Source organism: Heyndrickxia sp. MSNUG (assembly GCF_049532715.1).
Classification (GTDB): domain Bacteria; phylum Bacillota; class Bacilli; order Bacillales; family Cytobacillaceae; genus Mesobacillus.
The window spans coordinates 2,223,489-2,243,743 of sequence record NZ_CP150978.1; the positions used below are offsets into that span (position 1 = coordinate 2,223,489).

The following is a 20,255-nucleotide window of genomic DNA, read 5'->3' on the forward strand; positions in this document are numbered from 1 at the left end:
ATCCTTATATAAATGGTAATTCAATTATTTCTTTAAGAATGCTAGTTTGTTTATATACAATAATATTTTAGTTGTAAATAATACGTTACTATAATGTTCAAAATTCATAAGCGAAGATTAAAGCACTATCACTAGCCAAATTGACTAATGATGAAAGTCTTCACAAGTGGTAATTAGAATTTTCCAATTTCATCTATTTATTAACTATAGTACAATAGTGCTAAGAGTTAATAGATGGAGTGGAAGTAATGAAATCAAATTTCACAAAGGATTTACAGGTAGAAGCGGAAATTTCAAACTTTGTCGATAGATTTTTATATCCTTATGTAGGAGATCGATTTGAAAGACAAAATTCTCGGGAGCAACAGAAAAAGGGGATTGATATAATCCTACAAAGTGATGGGGATACCATGCTTATTGATGATAAGTGTGCTTTTTATTATGCAAATAAAAATCTTCGAACATTTACCTTTGAGTTATCTTATGAAAATAATGGTGTAGTGCGAAAAGGGTGGCTGCTGAACCCTTCTATGTCCACCACACATTACAATGTCATGTGGTTAAATACGAAGAATGATAAAATCGTTCCAAAAAACATTACATTCGATGACATCCAAGAAATAGAGGCAATGTTAATCTCAAAAGAGAAACTATTATCTTATCTTAATCAGTTGGGATTCAATTTAAACACACTTGTAAACATGGATTCAGAAATTAGAAGCTCCAGTACAACTAGGAGACGATTGACTCCCCATATTGAACTAATTTTATCATCTGGAATTGCCGAGCAACCAATAAACATAAAAATTAATAAAACAGAACTGTCCCAGCTTGCTGAATTTCATGTGAAAGTAACAACAAATCAGGTTTTGGATATGATAACAAAGTCTGTGATAAAAACAAGAACCAAGAGCATTATCAAACCTGCGGGACTTGAGGCTGAGTTAACTGTACTGAGTGCAATAAAAAAATTATCTAGCGGAAGTGGTGGCCACACTTTTCTGCATTACCCATTACATAAACATGGGTATCAAGGAAAACATGAGATTGATATTTTAACAGTGGATCGCCATAGCGGTATCTCTATAATCGAGGTAAAAGGGATAACAATAAATAACATTTCTTCTATTCAGGGAGGAGATTGGTATTATACTGATTATGTTGAAAAGAAGGGGAACCCGTACAAACAAGCAGAAACACAACTGAATCTGCTTTGCAAACAATTGGAACAAGATCCGCGTTTGTTTCGGAGATTCACAAAAAGAATCGTTGTTGCATTGCCGTACATTACCCGTTCTGAGTGGGAAGGAAAGGGATTCCAGAGTCAATTTATTAATGTTCCTCCTATTTTGTTTAAGGACGATTTAGAAAGCATAGAAAAGTTAAAAAAGATTGAGGAGTATTATCTATACAAGCCTACTGACGCTCTTGAAGATATTCAATGGAATTTAATGAAAGATTTCTTTGGGATTAAAAATGACGGTTTTATAGCTTCAGATGATTCCTATTCAACTCTGTATGTGTTTCCTAATAAAGACTTCTTCCAACAAAGAATAACAGAGATTGAAAGAAAACTGAAAAATGGAATTAAAATAACAATTCTTAGTTATTTTGAGATTGATAAAATTTGGCTAAGAGAATTTAAGGAGTATGTTGATAGTCACCAATTACAATGTTTTTCTACCGTTCTCCATGCACAGATTAAAGACCAAATTGAAATACAAGATGGGGAAGAGAGTCTCCCTCAATCCATATTGAATCATTTTGAAAAGTTTAACTATGAACAATATCAAGTAGTTCATGCCCCTATTACCAAACACCTAATGGTAAGGGCTGGAGCAGGGACTGGTAAAACACATGTTATGATTGACCGGATTCTGTTTTTATTAACCCGTAAAATTGAATTAGAAGATATAATAATGATTACTTTTACGAATGAATCCACTAATGAAATGAAAAAACGTTTGCAAGGAAAACTTACAACATTATCAAAGCTAACAGGGAATATAAAATATGGAATGTATGCAGAGGACGTAAAGGAGATGCAAATCAGTACAATTCACTCCTTCTCTAAAAACATACTTACTAGCTTGGCTCATGAGATTGGTTATGGAAAAAATGTCCGGCTACGTAGCTTTATTATGGAAAAGAAAAAAATCGTTGGTGGATTGATTGATGAGTATTACCGGTCTAATTCCATTGATTCTAGTATCCATTTATTGAAACATTATGAATTAGTCAATATTATTCTTCAATTCTGGGAAGAAATGGAGAAGAAGGGACTATCTAAAAAAGAAATCCAAGAGTTGGATTGGGGGAAACCTCTAAATAAAATTCACATTTCTTTACATGAGCTATTTAAATATGTTTTTGAACACTGCGAGAACAGGTTGGATGAAATAAAAAAAGAAGAAAATGCATTTTCTATGAACGACTTAATTCGAAAAATTAAAGAGTTCAGCAATGATAAAGAAAAAATCACTCAAATTGACCATAATAAATATCTATTTATGGATGAATTCCAGGACAGTGACAATGTGCAAATCGATCTAGTCGCAAGCTTAGCCAAACTTTTAAATTACAAGTTATTTGTTGTGGGGGATGTAAAGCAATCCATCTATCGTTTCCGTGGTGCCGACTACAAATCATTTGATCTGTTGGATGAAAAAGTGAATGGGCAAGAAGAGAACTCATGTTTCCTGGGTATGTCCCTACAACAAAACTACAGAACTGCTTCTAGCATTTTAGAAAAGCTTGATTCTCTATTCGTCAAATGGGGAGAGAAAGATTGGCTTACCTATGATATGAAGCTTATAGGAATGAACAAACGTAAGGAAAGTGTAAATGAATTTCAAGTTATTAGTATCAATAGTAAACAAAACAAAGATGCAATGATTTCTGCAATCCAACACTCTTTGGAAGTAACTAAACATTTACCTAAAAAGGAAAATCGTAAAATCGCCTTGATAGTAAGAACGAATTCCCAGGCACAAGAGGTGGCTGAATGGTGCCGCCAAGCTGCTATTCCGACGATGCAAAACTTAGATGGTACCTTTTACAAGAGTGATGCTGTACGCGACTTTAAAGGATTACTAGGCGGATTACTGTTTCCAGGTGAAGCAAAGCATGTGTTAACTGCATTGCAAACCCCATACTTCCGCTATAAAATACCTTATCGAGTTTTGCTTCCGTTTAGCGGAAATAATGAAGCCATTCTTTCATTTATCAATAGTAAAATTAATGGTGACTTCACAAGGTATGTTTATCAAATAAAAACCTATCCTGTCATGGCGGTTATTCAGAAAATCATCTCAGAGAAAGCTGTTTTTCATCATTTAGAGGAATTTTATCAAGATGCATTTGAAGATGAAGAGCAATTAAAAATTTTTCTACAGAAATATAACAAGAATTTATTTCATTTACTGAATATTATCCAGCAACAGTTTGATATGATGAACACCAATTTGTATACGATATATAAATGGTTAACATTACAGATGCGAACAAATCGCAAGGAAAATGAACCGATGGTACAAGCAGCGGAGAATTCAGTAGATATTACCACTGTACATCGGTCAAAAGGTCTGGAATACCATACCGTTATCATTCCGAAAACAACAAGTCCATTTGATTTCAAGCGGACCACTTTTTATATCGAAGAAGAAGATGAAAAGAAGCCGGAAGAACAGAGAGTTGCTTGGTTTATTAAAGAAGTTAACTCTCAGAGTAGTCATTTTGATGACTTAGAGAAGATTGATCATCAAGAGGTATATAAAGAAGAAACAAGATTATTGTATGTAGCGATGACACGGGTTAAGGAGCGATTGGTCGTACTTGTACCGAATGCGCCTAAACAAAGAACCTGGGCGGAACTCATCGAGAGTACAGGAGTCAAGGTGGTGCCTTATGGCCGTTAATGTAGAGACATATTTTCATCCTCAACAGTGGAAGAAACATGAAGCCTTTTCAAAAATCAAAAGTGAGATTCATATTTGCGCTACTAAAAATATGGCAGAAGGCATCAAAGAACGTTACCGAAATGATGATGACAAAGAATTTCAATATATTTTTACCATTCATCAAATTATTAATAAAATCTTTCAAAACTGGCATAAGCCCGAACGATCGTTAGAGCAGTACTTATCGTTATCAAGAATCATTAGTTCCATACCCGGAAGTCAAAATCTAAAAGATGCTTTTCGTAACAATACATCAGAGTTACTTGATACCATTCGATTTCTTGTATTCTGCGGTGTCCAACCAGAGAGCCTTAAGAAAGTCTCTGGATTAACTAAAAAAGAGGAATTCTTTTTTAATGTATGGTACATGCTGGAAAAGCAGGATTCCATTTATGATGATTTTCGCAGACTACTTCGGGGGCAGTGGAAAGTAAATACAATTCATCAACACCTCAATGCTATCTTACAACGTAGATTTAAAAGGGAAGAAGATATCTGCCTTGAAATTCCGGAATTTAAGCAGAAAATTATACTCCATGGTTTTTACTTTATAACGCCGGAGCAGCAGGTGTTTTTGAAGCTTCTAGAACGAGCAGGGTTTGAATTAGTATTTTTCCAGTTTTATGATGGACGTTTTCCGAAAACTTTTGACTTTTCGAAAGCATTTATTTCCCAGAGGTTTGGTTGGACTGATCAATGGAATATCCCAGAAAGAGAGAAGACCCAAGAAACAATCGCATCTCGTTTTTTACAGTCGTTTGAAGAGGGTACGCATGATAGTTGGCGTGAGGAAAGGAAGGTTATTGCCTATGAATCGTTTTTTGATTTCCTTCATAATGTCATCATGAAGCATTACCCTGTCGGGAATCAAAATAAAGAAGACAATAATGGTGCTCAAATCATTGCGACCAATGCCGATATTCTAAATGAAATGCTTGTGCAATATTATCCGGAACGGTTTGCAGAGAGTAGGAATTTCCTGAATTACCCTGTTGGGCAATTTATCGTAAAAATTCACGATATGCTGCAAGGGAAGCGATTAATATTGAATGTGGAAATTTTAATGGTCTGTTTTTCTTCTGGATGGCTAACTGATAAACGTACAAATCAGAATGCAAGAGACTATACTTTTGATTTAGAACAATTATTACCCTTCTTTTCAGATTGTGTGTTTAGCGATGAATGGCTGCAAAGAATTGAGGATCTTCTTACTCAATACAATAACATTCTTCCGTTATTTGAAAGTGAAGGGGATAATCGTGTTGTAGAGAGTATCCGAAGTCCTTTCTCGAAATTAGGACATCTTTCCCTTAAGAAGGAAAGGGTAGAACAAATCTTAAGTTTCTTTTTATTACTCCAGGAGATGGCAGAAAACCTGTTCGATTTTTCAAATAACGGGGCATCCATCCACGAACATTTCCAACGACTATCCCGTTTGATGAAGGAGCATAACCCTGTTGCGAATAATGTTCTATTACAAAAGGAAGAAAAAGAACTTATCCAAAAAATCAATAAAAAGATTTCTTTGATTGATGATACTCACCAATTCTTATATCAGGATATTGGGAAAGCCATTCAATTTTATCTAAGCGGAAAGTTTTCAGATGAGGAAGATTTTTTTATCAAGCCATTTATCGAAGTTGATGGCGAGGCTTTCAAGCAGCATAAACGTAAGGTTTATCTTACTGGTTTGGATGAACAAGGTCTTCCGCTAAGTGAGTTCACTATTCCATGGCCTTTACAAGAGCAAACTTTTTCTTCCATGGCGAATATACATCAAGTGTTAGAGATGAATGAGCTCAGAAACAATTCGGTTAAAGCTATTTCAAGATATTTGCTTTTTATCACCTTAGAATTTTTATGGGATGGGGAAATGGAATTATCGTGGATTCGTAACTTCCTAGACCGTGAGAATTTACAACCGGCAGTGTATGTTCAATACCTAAATATGGATGTCGAACCACATAAGTTCCAAATGAAACAAGGGGAAATCAGTCCATTTAACAACTTTGATTTCAGCACTTATAAAACTGATGAGATAGCAATCAAAAATGCTATAGAAGAATTAAAATATGAGGACATTTTAGCTGAATATGAGTTATGTCCACGGCGTTTTTATTTCGGCTATGTACTTGGTCGTTATCCGGTTTTTTCTGATGAGTTTATATATCAATTTATTTTTTCTGAAATCATCCGCGTGGTAAAACGATATACTCGAGATACCGATGAAGTGGTAATCGAAATGGTGAGCGAGTTATTCCCTCAATGGACGACCTATCAAAAAGAAAATATGGCTACAGCAAGTCTCGGATTCGTGAAAAAAAGCAGAGATAAGAGGGACCAATTAGTTGGGAATATCACTATAAGTGAAATGAGGAAAAACTTTCAGTTTCCAGGATTAACCATGAAGAGACGTACCGAAATATACGAGGCTGTAAGTTCCAAGAAAGAGAAGATGATAGAAGAGATTCAAGAGCAGAATACTGCCATTTCAACCATCATGGAGGCAAAACCAGATTATCATTGCCGATATTGTCCATTTCTCGATCTTTGTCCTGATGGAAACTATGCTGTTGATGGGAATGGGAAAAACAAATGAATATAAAAGCATGGGAAATTGTAGCGAAAAATTGGCGAACTGTCGAAGACACCGTGGAAAAACTATCAATTGTTCAAAAGGTAACTAAAAAAGCGATATTTGATATTAAGGACAGAGGTTTACTTGTTTCAGCAAGGGATTTTTTAAATGCTCCTGCTGGAATAGATGAGGATGATGATTTACCTTAGGATACTAGCCTACTAAATTCATTAGGAATGAGAGATAAAAATGTCTGGGATTAATCATAAGTTTACAAAACAACAAGAAGAAATAGTGAACTTTCAAGGGGATGAAATTTTAGTTCGGGGAATTGCTGGTAGTGGAAAGACTCTTGTGATGTTGCGAAAGGCAAAGCTGACTGCAGAAAAATATCCTAATCAGCAGGTTGCGGTTTTTACCTATGTGGGGACCTTGGCCAATGCTACCAAGCAATTAATGGAGGAACAAAACCTGCCAAATCTCCATATTAAAACTTTTCATAGTTGGGCCATGAGTACCTATTTTAAAGTGTTGAGAAAGAAATCTTATCTTGTAAATGAAAGATACGATGACTTCTTGGGAAGTGCAATGAAAAAATTGGCTAAATCTCAAAAGCATCGCTTTGTAACTGAGGAGACAAAATATAAGGAATTCCTTAAAGATGAAATTTGTTGGATAAAGGGGAAAGGAATCGATTCCTTGGAGGAATACCTTGAAGCAAATCGTCGTGGTCGAGGAAGTGAGGTCCGTGTAACGGAAAAGGATAGGCAATTAATATTCAAAGTGTATGAAACCTATAATAAAGAAAAAGATTATCGTTTGGATTATGATGATTTTGGCCTCATCCTTTCAAAGAAATTAAATAAAATTCCCGATGAAATGAAATTTGACCATATATTCATTGATGAAGGGCAAGATTTACAGCAGGTTCAATTACTCATACTTAGGGCAATTGCACGTAAATCCTTTTTTGTCGCAGCTGATAAAGGGCAAAAAATCTATAAAACTTCCTTTACGTGGAAAGACATTGGCCTAAATATTACAGGCGGCCGTACCAAGATATTAAAAGAATCCTTCCGATCTACGAAGGAAATTATACAGCTTGCAGCAAGCTTACAACAAAATGATTCCGTAGTTCATGATGATGAATACACGCCTGTAGAACTACCAACAACCTCCGGACCGATTCCAGCGGTTATTCAATGCTCATCAAGGGATGTACAGTTTTACGAAATAGCTAAAACTATCAAACAATTCCGGGAAGAGACCCCGGAGGCCACAATAGGCGTACTTGCTCGACATGGTTGGAGGTTCAATAAGTTAAGACATGTGTTAAGAGAGTATAATATCGAGCCAGTTGAAATAAATAAATCTGAAGGTAACCCCTATTCACCTGGCGTAAAGTTCTGTAAGCAACATTCCTCAAAGGGTTTGGAGTTTGATTATGTAATAGTGATTGACTTGATTGAACCTACTTTAAGTGAGGATATGGATACAGAAGAGTATTGGGAATTGGAGCGACGACTTTTATATGTGTCCATTACTAGAGCTTCTACTTATCTCCAGCTTTACTACTATGGTAAAGGGTCAAGATTGATTAATGAACTTGATGAATCACTATATGAAAAAGTAACAATTTGATGAGAATCCTTTTTATAGGATTCTCTTTTTTTCTTTTTTATTATAGAAATTTCCCTAATGAATATCAATTTTAACGACTTTTTGCCTATCTATCACTTTGCAACCTAGGATATGGAAAAGAAGTATATTATAATAATATATAAGTGTTTTTTCGACAGTGTTTTTAAGAAAGGGAGATTCATTGTGAATCATCAGATTGTATACTCGTATGTCCTATTAAGTGATTCAAAAGAAATTGAACAACAATCGGACTATATTTACCATCTTTTGAAACAAGGAAAAAAAGTCCTTTTGTTTACAAATAAAGAAATTGAATTGGCTATTCCCGAACAAAGGTTAAATGCGTTTATGAAGGCAAAGTTATTAGGCTTAATGATCGAGGATGTTGTTATTCATGAATCGATTTCCATTATTGATGGGCAGGATCATAAGGCTGGATTTGATAAAATCCTACACTCATTTCCTAGCTTCAATATTGAACAGTATAAAATAGAACATGCGCCATATCTTGAAAACATCATGGTAAAAGCGGGTGCAGGTACTGGAAAGACTACAGTTATGGTTGATCGTGTCCTTTATTTATTATTAAAAGAAAAAGTAAGACCTTCAGAGATAGTCATGATTACTTTTACAAGGGACGCAGCACAAAATATGTATAAAAAGCTGAGAGAACAACTTTTTCTCCGTTCAAAAGCGACTGGTGCTCCGCAGTTTCTTTCCCTTCTTGAGCAATTAAATGAAATGAGTATCAAGACGATTCACTCATTCTCCAAAGCTTTATTAAAAGAGCTAGGTTCTTTAAGGGGATTTGGATTGAACCTTCAGTTACGAAGCTTTAAATCTGATAAGAAGCGTTGGGTTGAGGAGGAGCTGAATCAATATTTTAAGGAAGAGCTCTCTGAGAAGAATGGAACGATAGAAGCTTTAATTAGTCCTTTGAAATTTTATGAATTGGTTGAAACTATTTATGATTTCTGGGAAAAGTTTGAGCAGAAAGGCTTTTCTTCAGAAGAAATCATTAAGAAGGTCGATTTTGGCTCGGCTCCACTTGGGAATGAGCGCATGAACAATCTCATACAAACAGTGATCCGGAATGTAGAGGAGCGCTTTTTCCAAGAAAAAGAAACTCTCAACGCAGTTATGATGAATGATTTAACAAGACAGATTGATTTAATAAGGAAAAATCATGGCCCTAAGGCTTTTAGGACCCTCTCAACGAAGATATCCTATTTGTTTGTTGATGAATTTCAGGATAGTGATGATGTCCAGATTCGTCTGATTGCTACAATACAAGAAGCATTTAGCTCTAAGCTTTTAGTTGTTGGAGATACGAAGCAATCTATTTACCGATTCAGAGGAGCAAATCATACAGCGTTTGATATTTTGAAGAAAACTCTGAACGAGCGTGAGATTTCCATTAATGATCAAGACTATTTTTTAAATAAAAACTATCGGACCACTAAGGAACTATTATATGAAATGGACCATTATTTCACATGGTGGGGGGAACAGGAATTCCTTCAGTATGATGGGGAACAAGACCGTCTTTTAGGAATGAAGCATGGCCGAGTGGAAAGACCGCTTGTGATACTGAACAAGCGAGAAGACACAAAAGATAACATGCAGACAAACATTATGCCTTTTATCAGAGAGCGCTTTAAGCAAATACAGATGATTAATTCTTCCCTACAACAAGGGGAAGAGCCTGAAAAATTGGCAGTACTAACAAGAACCATTGAAGAAGCGAGAATGATTAACACCTGGTGTAGTGAAGGCGCCTTGCCAACGAAGTTGAAAGTTGGAGGAGCGTTCTTCTTATCAAATGCTGTTCGAAACTTCCATTCCCTTGTATTGGCGTTGCTTTTTCCAGAGAACAGCAAATACATCGCGAATCTTTTAGACGGCCCTTTTGGCCAGGTCGAAGCCTACTTGTTTCAGAAGATGCTTGAGGTTGGGAGATACTCGTCTGTTACTTTAGAAACGCTCAAAGGAGCGACGAGTTTCCCGTTCGAAAAGTATCAAAAGCAGTTGTCTTATCAGCCTGTAATGGCTGTACTCCGAACCATCATAAAAGACCGTCAACCATATAATTGGGTTTTTTCACGAAAGCTGGATGAACTCCGAAGAACTTATGCCCAAGAATATAACGAGGATCAGCTTATCAAGGAAGCACAGGATGAAACTCGCAAGTATGAGCTAACTGTTGGTAAGTTATTTGAGCTGCTTCATCTTCGATTTTCCGAGGACTTTGTTTCATTGAACCAAATTGCTGATTGGCTGCAGATCCAGATTGCCACAAACAGGGATGAAGAAGAAGTTTCGTATGAACCAACGAACGGTGGTCTGGACCATGTTCATATCTTGACTTCTCATCGCGCCAAAGGATTGGAGTATCATACCGTTATTATTCCATTTACTGAACGACCTTTTACCTCATCCTTTAGTAAAATTATATTTGATGATAAAAAAGAAAGGGCAGGCTGGTCAATAAATAAGCCTGGCTATGAAATGCGTCATAATGACTATTTTACAAGCCTTACTTCACAGGATGAAATAGAATCAATCAGGGAAGAAACAAGGCTACTATATGTGGCAATGACTCGAGCTAAAAACGAACTGGTCTTAATCAGAAATATGAAGAATGATGCTTTTCAGTGGACTTGGTCGAAATTATTAACTCAATATAGATAGGATGATGAATATGATGGGGAATGTCAGTGTTATAACATATGAAAATCCATATACCTTCCATCAAAAACCTGATTTCCAGCCATATGTCGACATTCCGCATATTTGTGCGACACGTTCGCTGGAAGTCGGTGTTAGGCAACGGCATCAATTGCCACTCGTACAATCTATCGGAACACTAGTTGATCGTTTCTACCCTGGCTGGAATCTCCCAGAGAATCGATTCATTCAATATACCCAACTTTCCGATTTACTTAGAAATTGGGATAACTCGCTGGAACCGAAGGTCATTCGTTCATTCAAGCGGAATAAACTGAATTTGTTAATCACCATGAGGAACTTTACTGAAATCGGTTTAAATCCACGCATCTTGCGACAGAACGTTACGAAGGTTGAGGAAGAGTTGTTTTGTGATATTTGGGAAGAGATGCTACCTTATTTCAAGGATTATATGGATAAGGCAGTAGCAAAGGTAAAAGATTTAGAGTGTATTCGGAATGTATTCCATGAAGCGGAAATATCCCTTAAAAATGATACTGTTGTCTTGCATGGCTTTTACTATATTTCACCGGTACAGCATTATTTGTTCACCAAATGGAAAGAGCTTGGAATTAACATCATTTTTCTGAATCTCTATCACCGTGATTATCCCTCTGTGTTTTCTTTTTTAGATGAGAACTTCTCTGAAAAATTCGGTTGGGCAAATAAGAGAGATTGGAAAATTACAAGAGACGAATCAGTGCTAAATGGAATCCGATTCGCTTCAAGATTTGACGGAACGGAAAATAATTTTGAAAACCTTACGGCAGTTACCCAAAAGCCATATGAGTACATGGTTGAATTTGTTGAGGATATAAAAGCGGGCGTTCGTTATGTATCGCCAAACAGTGATGAGTTAAAAGAAAGAATTCGGGAATTTCGTCCTGATTCTTTCCTTGAAGAAAGACATTTTCTTGCTTATCCGATTGGCCAGTATCTTTTCCATTTACATTCTATTTGGGACGAAGAGAAGCAGGATTACTTTTTAACGGATAAAATTTTATTGGAATCTTTTGCATCTGGTTGGTTAGAGGATGAAGGCGAAAATGCGCGTGAGTATACCGAAGAGCTAAAGGCAATATTGCCTTATTTCGAGAACTGCCGTACTGCTGTGCAATGGGTCACACAATTTAAGACCTTAATGGCTGCAAAAAAATCCTCTATAAAAGCATTTAAAAAATACGATTTAAAGAGAAATGATTTTCTAGAAGCAGTAAGGGTAAGCCCAGTTCTGCGGTTTTCTTTTTTTCTGTCCCCTATCGCACATTAAAGAAATTACAGCAATTCCTTGAAAAATTGGTGAAGGATGCGACCTGGCTAGTCAATATAAAAGAAGAGCGAATTACCATTAAAACCCATTTCCAGCGCATCCAACAACTACTTGATGACACAAACCTGAAAAGTTCATTGGGAGATGAAATCGAAAGAAAATTAGTGAACCAGTTGGAGGACATGCTTACTAGTCCAATTTATGATGAACAACAATATCATATTGGTGACCTTTCAGACGCTATTATCGTCTTTTTGAAAAACGGTTTGGAAGAACCGGACCAGGATCTTATTGGTTCGCTAGATAAAACCCCCGATCAACTAGGAGGCACTAATTATTCAGAAACGAATCCTATGAAGAATAAGCTACACCTTTACAAGATGGCTGATCTTGATGGACTTATATTAAGAGAAGATGTTGAAGAATTGCATGTGTGTGGTTTGGATGAAAAGCATTTCCCAGAAACCAATTCACCAATGCCTTGGCCTTTATCCCTTGAATTAATCACTAAACTAGATAATCCTTCAACAAATATGTATGTTTTTCGCAAGGAACATTCTTTAGCGTTTTCGCGGTACCTGTTCTTTGTCTCTTTGTGCTTTGAAAAAAATATCTCTCTATCTTGGGTTAAAAATTGGAATGAGTATCAAGAACTTGATAAATCGATTTATATGGAGATTCTTGATCTAGGTTCCGATTTAGAAGAGAATGAAAGAAATTATCAATATATGGAACCTGGATTTTTCCCAGAGGATTATAATGTTGCTCATATACAGGAAAAGTTATCCCAGCTGCCCCAAGAGGAATTTGCTGAGATGAGTTTGTGTAAAAAGCGTTTTGTCTACAGCACGATTGTTAATGGCTTTTCTAGCTATCGATCGTCTTTCCATCAAGGGTTTTTAATTGGAAACCTGGTTAAAGTTTACGCTTCTATTGGAAAGACGAAAACTGAAATCATCCAGATGCTTGAAGATATGTTCCCGTTTTTGACTGAGATAACCTTACGAACGATTATTGATCATAACCTGAATGAAGACTATGTCATGGGGATGCGGAAGTATGGACTTAGTAAAAGACGCAAATTCAATGGAATAGACTATCCTGAGAGTATGATTTATTTTCAATTTCTGACCCATCGAGGAGCATTTCAGAATGAGCTTTGGCAGTCAGCATTTACTCCACCTGGTGGTATAAGAAGACAGAAGGCTGAAATGATTCAACAAATGGTAACACAATCGGGGGTACTGCCTAAGGCGAATCCTTCTGTGTTCTGTAAGTTATGTCCACATTCTGAATATTGTGAAGACGCCTATTATACAGTTGATATTTTAAAAAAGGGATTTGATGACAATGACATTGATGCAGACGGAGTTTGATTTTAATAAAAATAAGTTCGATTATGCTTTTTCTGTCCTTTCTGATGCTCTTTCACAAACTCCTAGCACAGAGGACGATATATCGGATCAAACAGCCCTATTTCTTCGCAATATTGAATTAAGCGATGAGCAACGAAAAGTGGCGAAAATGAACTCAACACATCTGCTCGTAAAAGGGACTGCCGGGAGTGGAAAAAGTATTACCCTTTTAACGAGGATGATGCAAAAAATGTCAGAGGATTTCGGTAAAAGGTTCTTGTTTGTTTCTTTCAATCAGGAACTTGTCAAGGACGCTGAAAACCGATTTAAACAGTCTGAGTTTTATGGGATGCTTGAAAAGCATAATCATACAGTTCATTTTTATACGTTCCATGAGCTTGCCCATCACCTATTAAAATCTATAGGCAAAAAGGTGAAGTTATTTCGAACCAGTCACTCTAACTTAAATAGAAATGAAGATAATGTGAAGGGGACCATGTTACGATTGATGAATCTTCTTGAAACAGAGGAATTCAAGAACTTACCTTCCATTCATACAATTAAAAAAACCAAAAATACAGCATTTCTGTTTGATGAATTTTCCTGGATGAAGGGCAACGGCTTTATTACATTAGAGGACTATTTGACCTGTGACCGGGTAGGCCGTGGAAAGCTACCAAGTATTTCTGTTAAGCAAAGAAGAACAATATTCAGGTTGTTTGAATACTATCAAAAAGATCAACGGCGAGATTTCTTTAACCGAATTGACCGTGAAGATTATGCTTTACTTGTTATGGAAAACATTCACCTTCTCTTAAAGAAGGAAAAGTATGACCATATCTTTATTGATGAGGTTCAAGATTTGCAGCCAATGCAATTGAGAGTTCTTGTCAATATTAATAAAGGAACGCTCACTCTAAGTGGGGATGAACGTCAGCGGATTTATAAAAGTAGCCCATTTTCCTACAGAGCACTTGGAATTAATGTTCAAAGTGGTCACAACGTAGTGTTGAAGCGTAACTGGAGATCTACCTATCAAATTATGAAACTAGCGAACTCTTTGCAGTTTTCAAAGTCACAAGAAGACTCGAAGTACGATGATGAAAAGTACTTTCCTCGTCAAGGGGAAAAACCAATTATCCAGGCGTACTCAGGCCACCAAAGAATGATGAAGGCAATAGCAGATGGAATTACCGAACTCCATGCTCGGGATCCAAAAGCAACTTTTGCGATTATACACCGCCAGCATGATGTTCAAAAAGAAAGGGATATGAAAACCTTCCTTGGCCAATTTTTTACTTTTAATACTTATATAAAAAGAGACGAAGGAATCCAAGATGCTAGGAGAAGAGGACCTGAAATCTACTTCCTAGAAGCGAAAACAACAAAAGGCCTGGAATTCGATTTTGTGTTCATTGTCGATTTCAGTAAATTTTACTACCCCCATAAAGATGAGATTGATAACTTGAAAAAGAAAAAAACAGCTACGTCTAAAGACTTTGACGATGATAAAAAAGAAATCGAGGAAAAGGAAAAGCGAATCCTTTACGTTTCTTTAACAAGGACAAAGCAAGCAGTATTCCTGTACTATGTAGCAGAAGAGAATCCTGAAGAAAGAATTTCTCCTTTTGTGAAAGATTTCAATCCCAGGGACTTTGAAGCAAAAGGTTTTCGCAAGACTCTCATTTGATTCATAAAGAGAACTTAACATTTGTTAAGTTCCTTTTTAGTTTATTTTTATTGTTTTTTTTACACTGACGATACATGATTATAGAACAAACGTTCTGTATGTGGTATTCTAAGGATAGGTTGGTAGAAGAATATTTATATTCTGAACTCTAGGGAACTACTTGTAATTTAATTAATAATGTTTCATGAACACAGATTTATGATAAGATAATCTAATCGATATTTTAAAATTTTTTCCCGTGTAAATAGAAAAAAATTATAGTAATCGTTGATCTTTCTATGAGAATTTACTATAATATTTCATAGGTCTAATGGATACCGAGAGGATGTTCAATATGTTGAAAGTAGCTGAATTATTTGCTGGTGTTGGTGGATTCCGGCTTGGACTAGAAGCAACAAATGGCTTCGAAGTGGTTTGGGGGAACCAATGGGAACCCTCCAAAAAAGCACAAGATGCATTTGATTGTTATTCTAGACGTTTTGAAGGGAAAGGAATCCATTCAAACGAGGATATCGCAAAAGTAGATGCAAACACATTTATTGATTTAAATGTGGATATGATAGTAGGAGGATTCCCTTGCCAGGACTACTCCGTTGCTCGAACGCTTTCTGGTGAAAAAGGAATCCAAGGAAAAAAAGGTGTTCTTTTTTGGGAGATTATAAGATTAGCTACTGATTTACGCCCAAAATACTTGCTTCTGGAAAACGTCGATCGGCTTTTAAAATCACCATCTAAACAACGCGGCAGGGATTTTTCTGTCATGTTAGCCAGTTTTCGTGACCTTGGCTATTCTGTTGAGTGGCGGGTGATCAATGCAGCTGAATATGGACAAGCACAAAGAAGGAGACGGGTGTTTATTTTTGCGATTCGTAATGAATCATCATATATAAAGGCAAGAGGAAAAATCGAAGATGGACAAATGATAAAAAAAGACGGCTTCTTCGCCCGTGCATTCCCTGTCTTGGACGAACCTTCAAAATATAAAACAGATTCCTTCATTCTGCCAGAGGATTTGGTTGAGATATCTGAACATTTTTATAGCAAATATAGGAATGCTGGAATTATGAGGGATGGTGTGGTATATACAGAGGAAGTCATCCCTGAAATAGAAGTTCCAATAACATTGGGAGAAATTATTGAATCCAATGTTGATGAGAAATATTACTTAACAGAAGCTCAAATTGAAAAGTTTGAGTATTTGAAAGGGCCAAAAAAAATAGAACGAACATCTGCTAGTGGTCATAGTTATATCTTCTCAGAAGGTGGTATGGCTTTTCCTGAACCTTTGGATAAACCGGGTCGCACAATGCTGACAAGCGAAGGAACCACAAACAGAAGCAGCCATGTAATCGAGGATCCGGAGACTAAGAGGATTCGAGTATTAACTCCTCTGGAATGTGAGCGATTGAACGGTTTCCCAGATAACTGGACCAACGGAATGACTGATAGGATGAGATATTTCTGTATGGGTAACGCTCTAGTTGTAGGCTTGATACAGCGAATGGGTGAACGCATTCTTGAAATAGAAAAAGAAGAACAAGAGGCTATAAAGAATCAACCTCAGCAACTGAGCTTTTTTTAAATAAGTTAATGAGTTAGGCCTTGACTGTCAGTCAAGGCCTTTTCTTATCATGATGCTTCGGTTGCTTTTGCTTTTTCAATGAAAGTTGCTATTTTTTCAATTGTATTATTGAAATCTTTCCGTATCTCATGTTCCCATATTCTTAAAACGTGCCAATTTCTTTGAAGATAATATTGCGTGTGTTCCTTGTCACGCTCCTGGTTGCGGTGAAGCTTTTTTTTCCAAAACTCGATATTACTCTTCGGCATCTTTCCATGTATAGGACAGAAATGCCAGAAGCAGGAATCTATAAATATAACTACTTTATATTTTTTTATTGCAATGTCAGGGGTGCCGACCATTCCACGTACATTTCTCCTAAACCTAAATCCTTTTTTCCATAGCTCTTGTGTCACAAGTGATTCCAATTTGGAGACTGCCCTAATCGAAGACATGATCTTGCTTCTTTGTTCGTCCTTCATAGTTTTTCTCCTTTCTGTTCAGCGTTATTATCATCTACCATTTGTACAGGAGATTAAACCTGAAAGAGGTAGTGGTTAATTAGAATAGAAAGGAATGAAAGATAAATGATATTGAATGTCTAACATAAAATTCAATCTTATAATCTCTGCAATCAAAGTGTTATTAACCAATTGTTGTTGATTTTTGTTAATCCGGTTTGACGATTTTATCTTCACCAATAAACCCCTGTTAGTTTTAATCAAATTATTCAAGAAAAGTATAAAGAAGCAATCACTTTCTTTATAGTGATTGCTTCTTTGTGTGCGCCCGGCATGGGTGCAGTCTTTAGGGTGCAAGTCCCGAGCCATGAAGGCAGTAGTAGTGGTTAGCTTAACGCAAGGGTGTCCGTGGTGACGCGGAATCTGAAGGAAGCGAGCGGCAAACCTCCGGTCTGAGGAACACGAACTTCATATAAGGCTAGGTACCATTGGATGAGTTTGCACATCAAAACAAAATCCTTACTGCCGAAGGTGGTACAGAGTAAATGGAGCAGATAGATGGAGGGAAAGATTGTAACCTTACCCGGGGAGGTCTGGTTGAAACGCCAAGTACACTTGGTAACCTATCTAGCAATAGATAGCTGAACAATCAGAAGTCAGCAGAGGTCATAGTACCTTACCTACTCGAGACGGTAAGGGAAGGACTGAACAATTAGGAAGAACGAGAACTAGGCATACAATTCCTGTGTAGAAGCAGACAATCCGAAAGGACTTACTTGAAGGAGGAAGTGGTGAATCCACAGGGGACTTCAGGAGGGTGGAGCAGGAATAACATAATTAGATTTCTACGTTCACGTCGAAAGGAAATATCACATGTTAATGGAACTGATTCTGTCACGGGAAAACTTAATAGAAGCACTTAAACGTGTGGAGAAAAACAAAGGGAGTCACGGCATAGATGGAATGTCCGTAAAATCCCTACGAAGACATCTCTATGAGAACTGGGACACCCTTTGTGATTCTTTAAGGAAAGGTACCTATCAACCTAACCCAGTCCGTCGAGTCGAAATCCCGAAACCGAACGGTGGAGTAAGGTTACTAGGAATACCTACCGTGACAGACCGGTTCATCCAACAGGCTATCGCCCAAGTTCTAACCCCGCTTTTTGACCCAACCTTTTCAGAACATAGTTATGGATTTAGACCAAACCGAAGAGGTCACGACGCTGTTCGTAAAGCTAAGGGATATATAAGTGAAGGTTATAGATGGGTGATTGACATGGACTTGGAGAAATTCTTTGACAAAGTGAATCATGATAAATTGATGGGGATATTGGCAAGTAAAATCCAAGACCGATTGGTCTTGAAATTGATACGGAAATATCTTCAAGCAGGAATCATGATAAATGGTGTAGTCTATGATGCAGAAGAAGGAACACCACAAGGAGGTCCACTGAGCCCTCTTCTTTCGAATATCCTTTTGGATAAGCTCGATAAAGAGTTAGAAAAGAGAGGTCATAAGTTTGTCCGCTACGCCGATGATTGTAATATTTACATGAAATCGAAGAAAGCTGGAGAACGAGTGATGAACTCGATTACATGCTTCATTGAGTGGAAATTAAAGCTCAAAGTAAATAGAGGAAAATCAGCGGTTGACCGCCCGTGGAAACGAAAGTTCCTCGGCTTTAGCTTTACGGTTAACAAGATACCGAAGGTTCGTATAGCAAATGAAAGTATTAAAAGGCTTAAAGCTAAAATACGGGAGTTAACCTCCCGTTCTAAACCAATTCCTATGGAAGTTAGAATCGAGAGACTAAATCAATATCTAACGGGATGGTGTGGATATTTTGCATTGGCTGATACACCAAGTAAATTTAAAGAATTCGATGAGTGGATTAGAAGAAGACTTCGTATGATTGAATGGAAACAATGGAAGAAACCGAGGACAAGAGTAAGAAAACTCAAAGGTTTAGGTGTCCCTGACCAAAAGGCATACGAATGGGGAAACTCCAGGAAGAAATATTGGAGAATAGCCTCTAGTCCAATCCTACACAAAACCCTCGACAACTCTTACTGGAGTAATCAAGGGCTCAAAAGTCTATATCAAAGATATGAATTTCTACGTCAAACTTAGTTGAACCGCCGTATACCGAACGGTACGTACGGTGGTGTGAGAGGTCGGGGGTTAGTCACCCCCTCCTACTCGATTCTTTTGCTAATATGAAATATAAAAATTCCCATTTTATTGATAATATAAAAGTATAAGTTACTTAATTTTGTTAATTCTATTTTCAGATCAACTTCCTATTCTTTTAGAAAAGCTTAAATATTAGCTTCAAGGTTTAAAATAGTGCGGAATATATGGTAGAAAATAAAGATATTTATTTTAATTTACAAAATATAGATGAAATAAGAGGGGATAGTAAGATTGCCAATTTATAAAAACTAGTGCGTAATCAGATTCCTGAAATAATAAAAAATGACGGAAAAATACCGAACACAAGAACTCTTAGAGAGGAAGAATTTTTAAATGAACTAAGGAAAAAAGCTTTTGAAGAATTGAATGAATATATGGAAGCTAATACTAATGCAACTGCCATTGAGGAGCTTGCGGATTTACTAGAAATCATACATATGCTTTATGAATGCCATGGGGGTAATATCAATGAAGTAGAAGAAGTTAGAATAGATAAATTTATGGAACGTGGAGGATTCAAAGAAAAGATATTTTTAATAGATGTTAAAGAAAAGAGCATCGATTATGAGCCATAAATTACAATATGGTGAAATGAAGGCAAAATATTTATCTGACAAAGAAATCCAAAAGATCATCGCTAAATGAATTCTATATCCTACTTTCATCATTTTATAGTGGTAAATACTTTTATTGTGGAAAAGAAATAAGGAAAAAGGAATCTGCACATGTAGACCATTTTATTCCTTGGAGTTTTGTGTAATCGGATTAATTATGGAACCTGGTAATTTCTTGTACCACTTGTAATTTATCAAAAAGT

The 20,255-nt window shown here is 36.6% G+C and carries 12 protein-coding genes; 11 read left to right on the plus strand and 1 reads right to left on the minus strand.

The window, feature by feature from the left end; all coding sequences use genetic code 11:
- Positions 1-248: 248 nt before the first annotated feature.
- The 9 genes from AABM38_RS11150 to dcm all read left to right on the plus strand — a co-directional run bounded on the left by AABM38_RS11150 (position 249) and on the right by dcm (position 16,802).
- Complete coding sequence (locus AABM38_RS11150) at positions 249-3,917, plus strand: UvrD-helicase domain-containing protein (RefSeq protein WP_423410440.1); 3,669 nt, start codon at positions 249-251, stop codon at positions 3,915-3,917.
- Positions 3,907-6,558 (plus strand): hypothetical protein, encoded by a 2,652-nt coding sequence (locus AABM38_RS11155; protein ID WP_423410441.1) that lies wholly within the window; start codon positions 3,907-3,909, stop codon positions 6,556-6,558. The genes AABM38_RS11150 and AABM38_RS11155 overlap by 11 nt, the downstream gene beginning before the upstream one ends.
- A complete protein-coding gene (locus AABM38_RS11160; protein ID WP_423410442.1) occupies positions 6,555-6,746 on the plus strand; it encodes a hypothetical protein in 192 nt (63 codons plus the stop codon). The genes AABM38_RS11155 and AABM38_RS11160 overlap by 4 nt, the downstream gene beginning before the upstream one ends.
- A 40-nt stretch (positions 6,747-6,786) precedes the next feature.
- Positions 6,787-8,178, plus strand: coding sequence for a UvrD-helicase domain-containing protein (locus tag AABM38_RS11165; RefSeq protein ID WP_423410443.1), 1,392 nt, complete (start codon positions 6,787-6,789; stop codon positions 8,176-8,178).
- Between the two features lie 183 nt (positions 8,179-8,361).
- A complete protein-coding gene (locus AABM38_RS11170) occupies positions 8,362-10,869 on the plus strand; it encodes a UvrD-helicase domain-containing protein (protein ID WP_423410444.1) in 2,508 nt (835 codons plus the stop codon).
- A 10-nt stretch (positions 10,870-10,879) separates the two neighbouring features.
- Complete coding sequence (locus AABM38_RS11175) at positions 10,880-12,175, plus strand: hypothetical protein (RefSeq protein WP_423410445.1); 1,296 nt, start codon at positions 10,880-10,882, stop codon at positions 12,173-12,175.
- 29 nt (positions 12,176-12,204) lie between these two features.
- The gene (locus AABM38_RS11180; protein ID WP_423410446.1) at positions 12,205-13,551 is read left to right on the plus strand and encodes a hypothetical protein; all 1,347 of its coding nucleotides are present in this window, start codon (positions 12,205-12,207) and stop codon (positions 13,549-13,551) included.
- Positions 13,526-15,220 (plus strand): UvrD-helicase domain-containing protein, encoded by a 1,695-nt coding sequence (locus AABM38_RS11185; protein ID WP_423410447.1) that lies wholly within the window; start codon positions 13,526-13,528, stop codon positions 15,218-15,220. The genes AABM38_RS11180 and AABM38_RS11185 overlap by 26 nt, the downstream gene beginning before the upstream one ends.
- A gap of 334 nt (positions 15,221-15,554) precedes the next feature.
- A complete protein-coding gene (dcm, locus tag AABM38_RS11190; RefSeq protein ID WP_423410448.1) occupies positions 15,555-16,802 on the plus strand; it encodes a DNA (cytosine-5-)-methyltransferase in 1,248 nt (415 codons plus the stop codon).
- Positions 16,803-16,849: 47 nt separating this feature from the next.
- On the opposite strand, the gene AABM38_RS11195 is transcribed toward dcm, so the two are convergent.
- Positions 16,850-17,263, minus strand: a complete 414-nt coding sequence (locus tag AABM38_RS11195) for a very short patch repair endonuclease (protein ID WP_423410449.1) — start codon at positions 17,261-17,263, stop codon at positions 16,850-16,852.
- A gap of 852 nt (positions 17,264-18,115) precedes the next feature.
- Here AABM38_RS11195 and ltrA point away from each other — a divergent pair.
- Together ltrA and AABM38_RS11205 are read left to right on the plus strand one after the other, a co-directional pair.
- Entirely contained in the window at positions 18,116-19,375 is a 1,260-nt protein-coding gene (gene ltrA / locus AABM38_RS11200) for a group II intron reverse transcriptase/maturase (protein WP_423410450.1), read from the plus strand.
- A gap of 314 nt (positions 19,376-19,689) precedes the next feature.
- Positions 19,690-20,013 (plus strand): phosphoribosyl-ATP pyrophosphohydrolase, encoded by a 324-nt coding sequence (locus AABM38_RS11205; protein ID WP_423410451.1) that lies wholly within the window; start codon positions 19,690-19,692, stop codon positions 20,011-20,013.
- Positions 20,014-20,255: the final 242 nt, after the last annotated feature.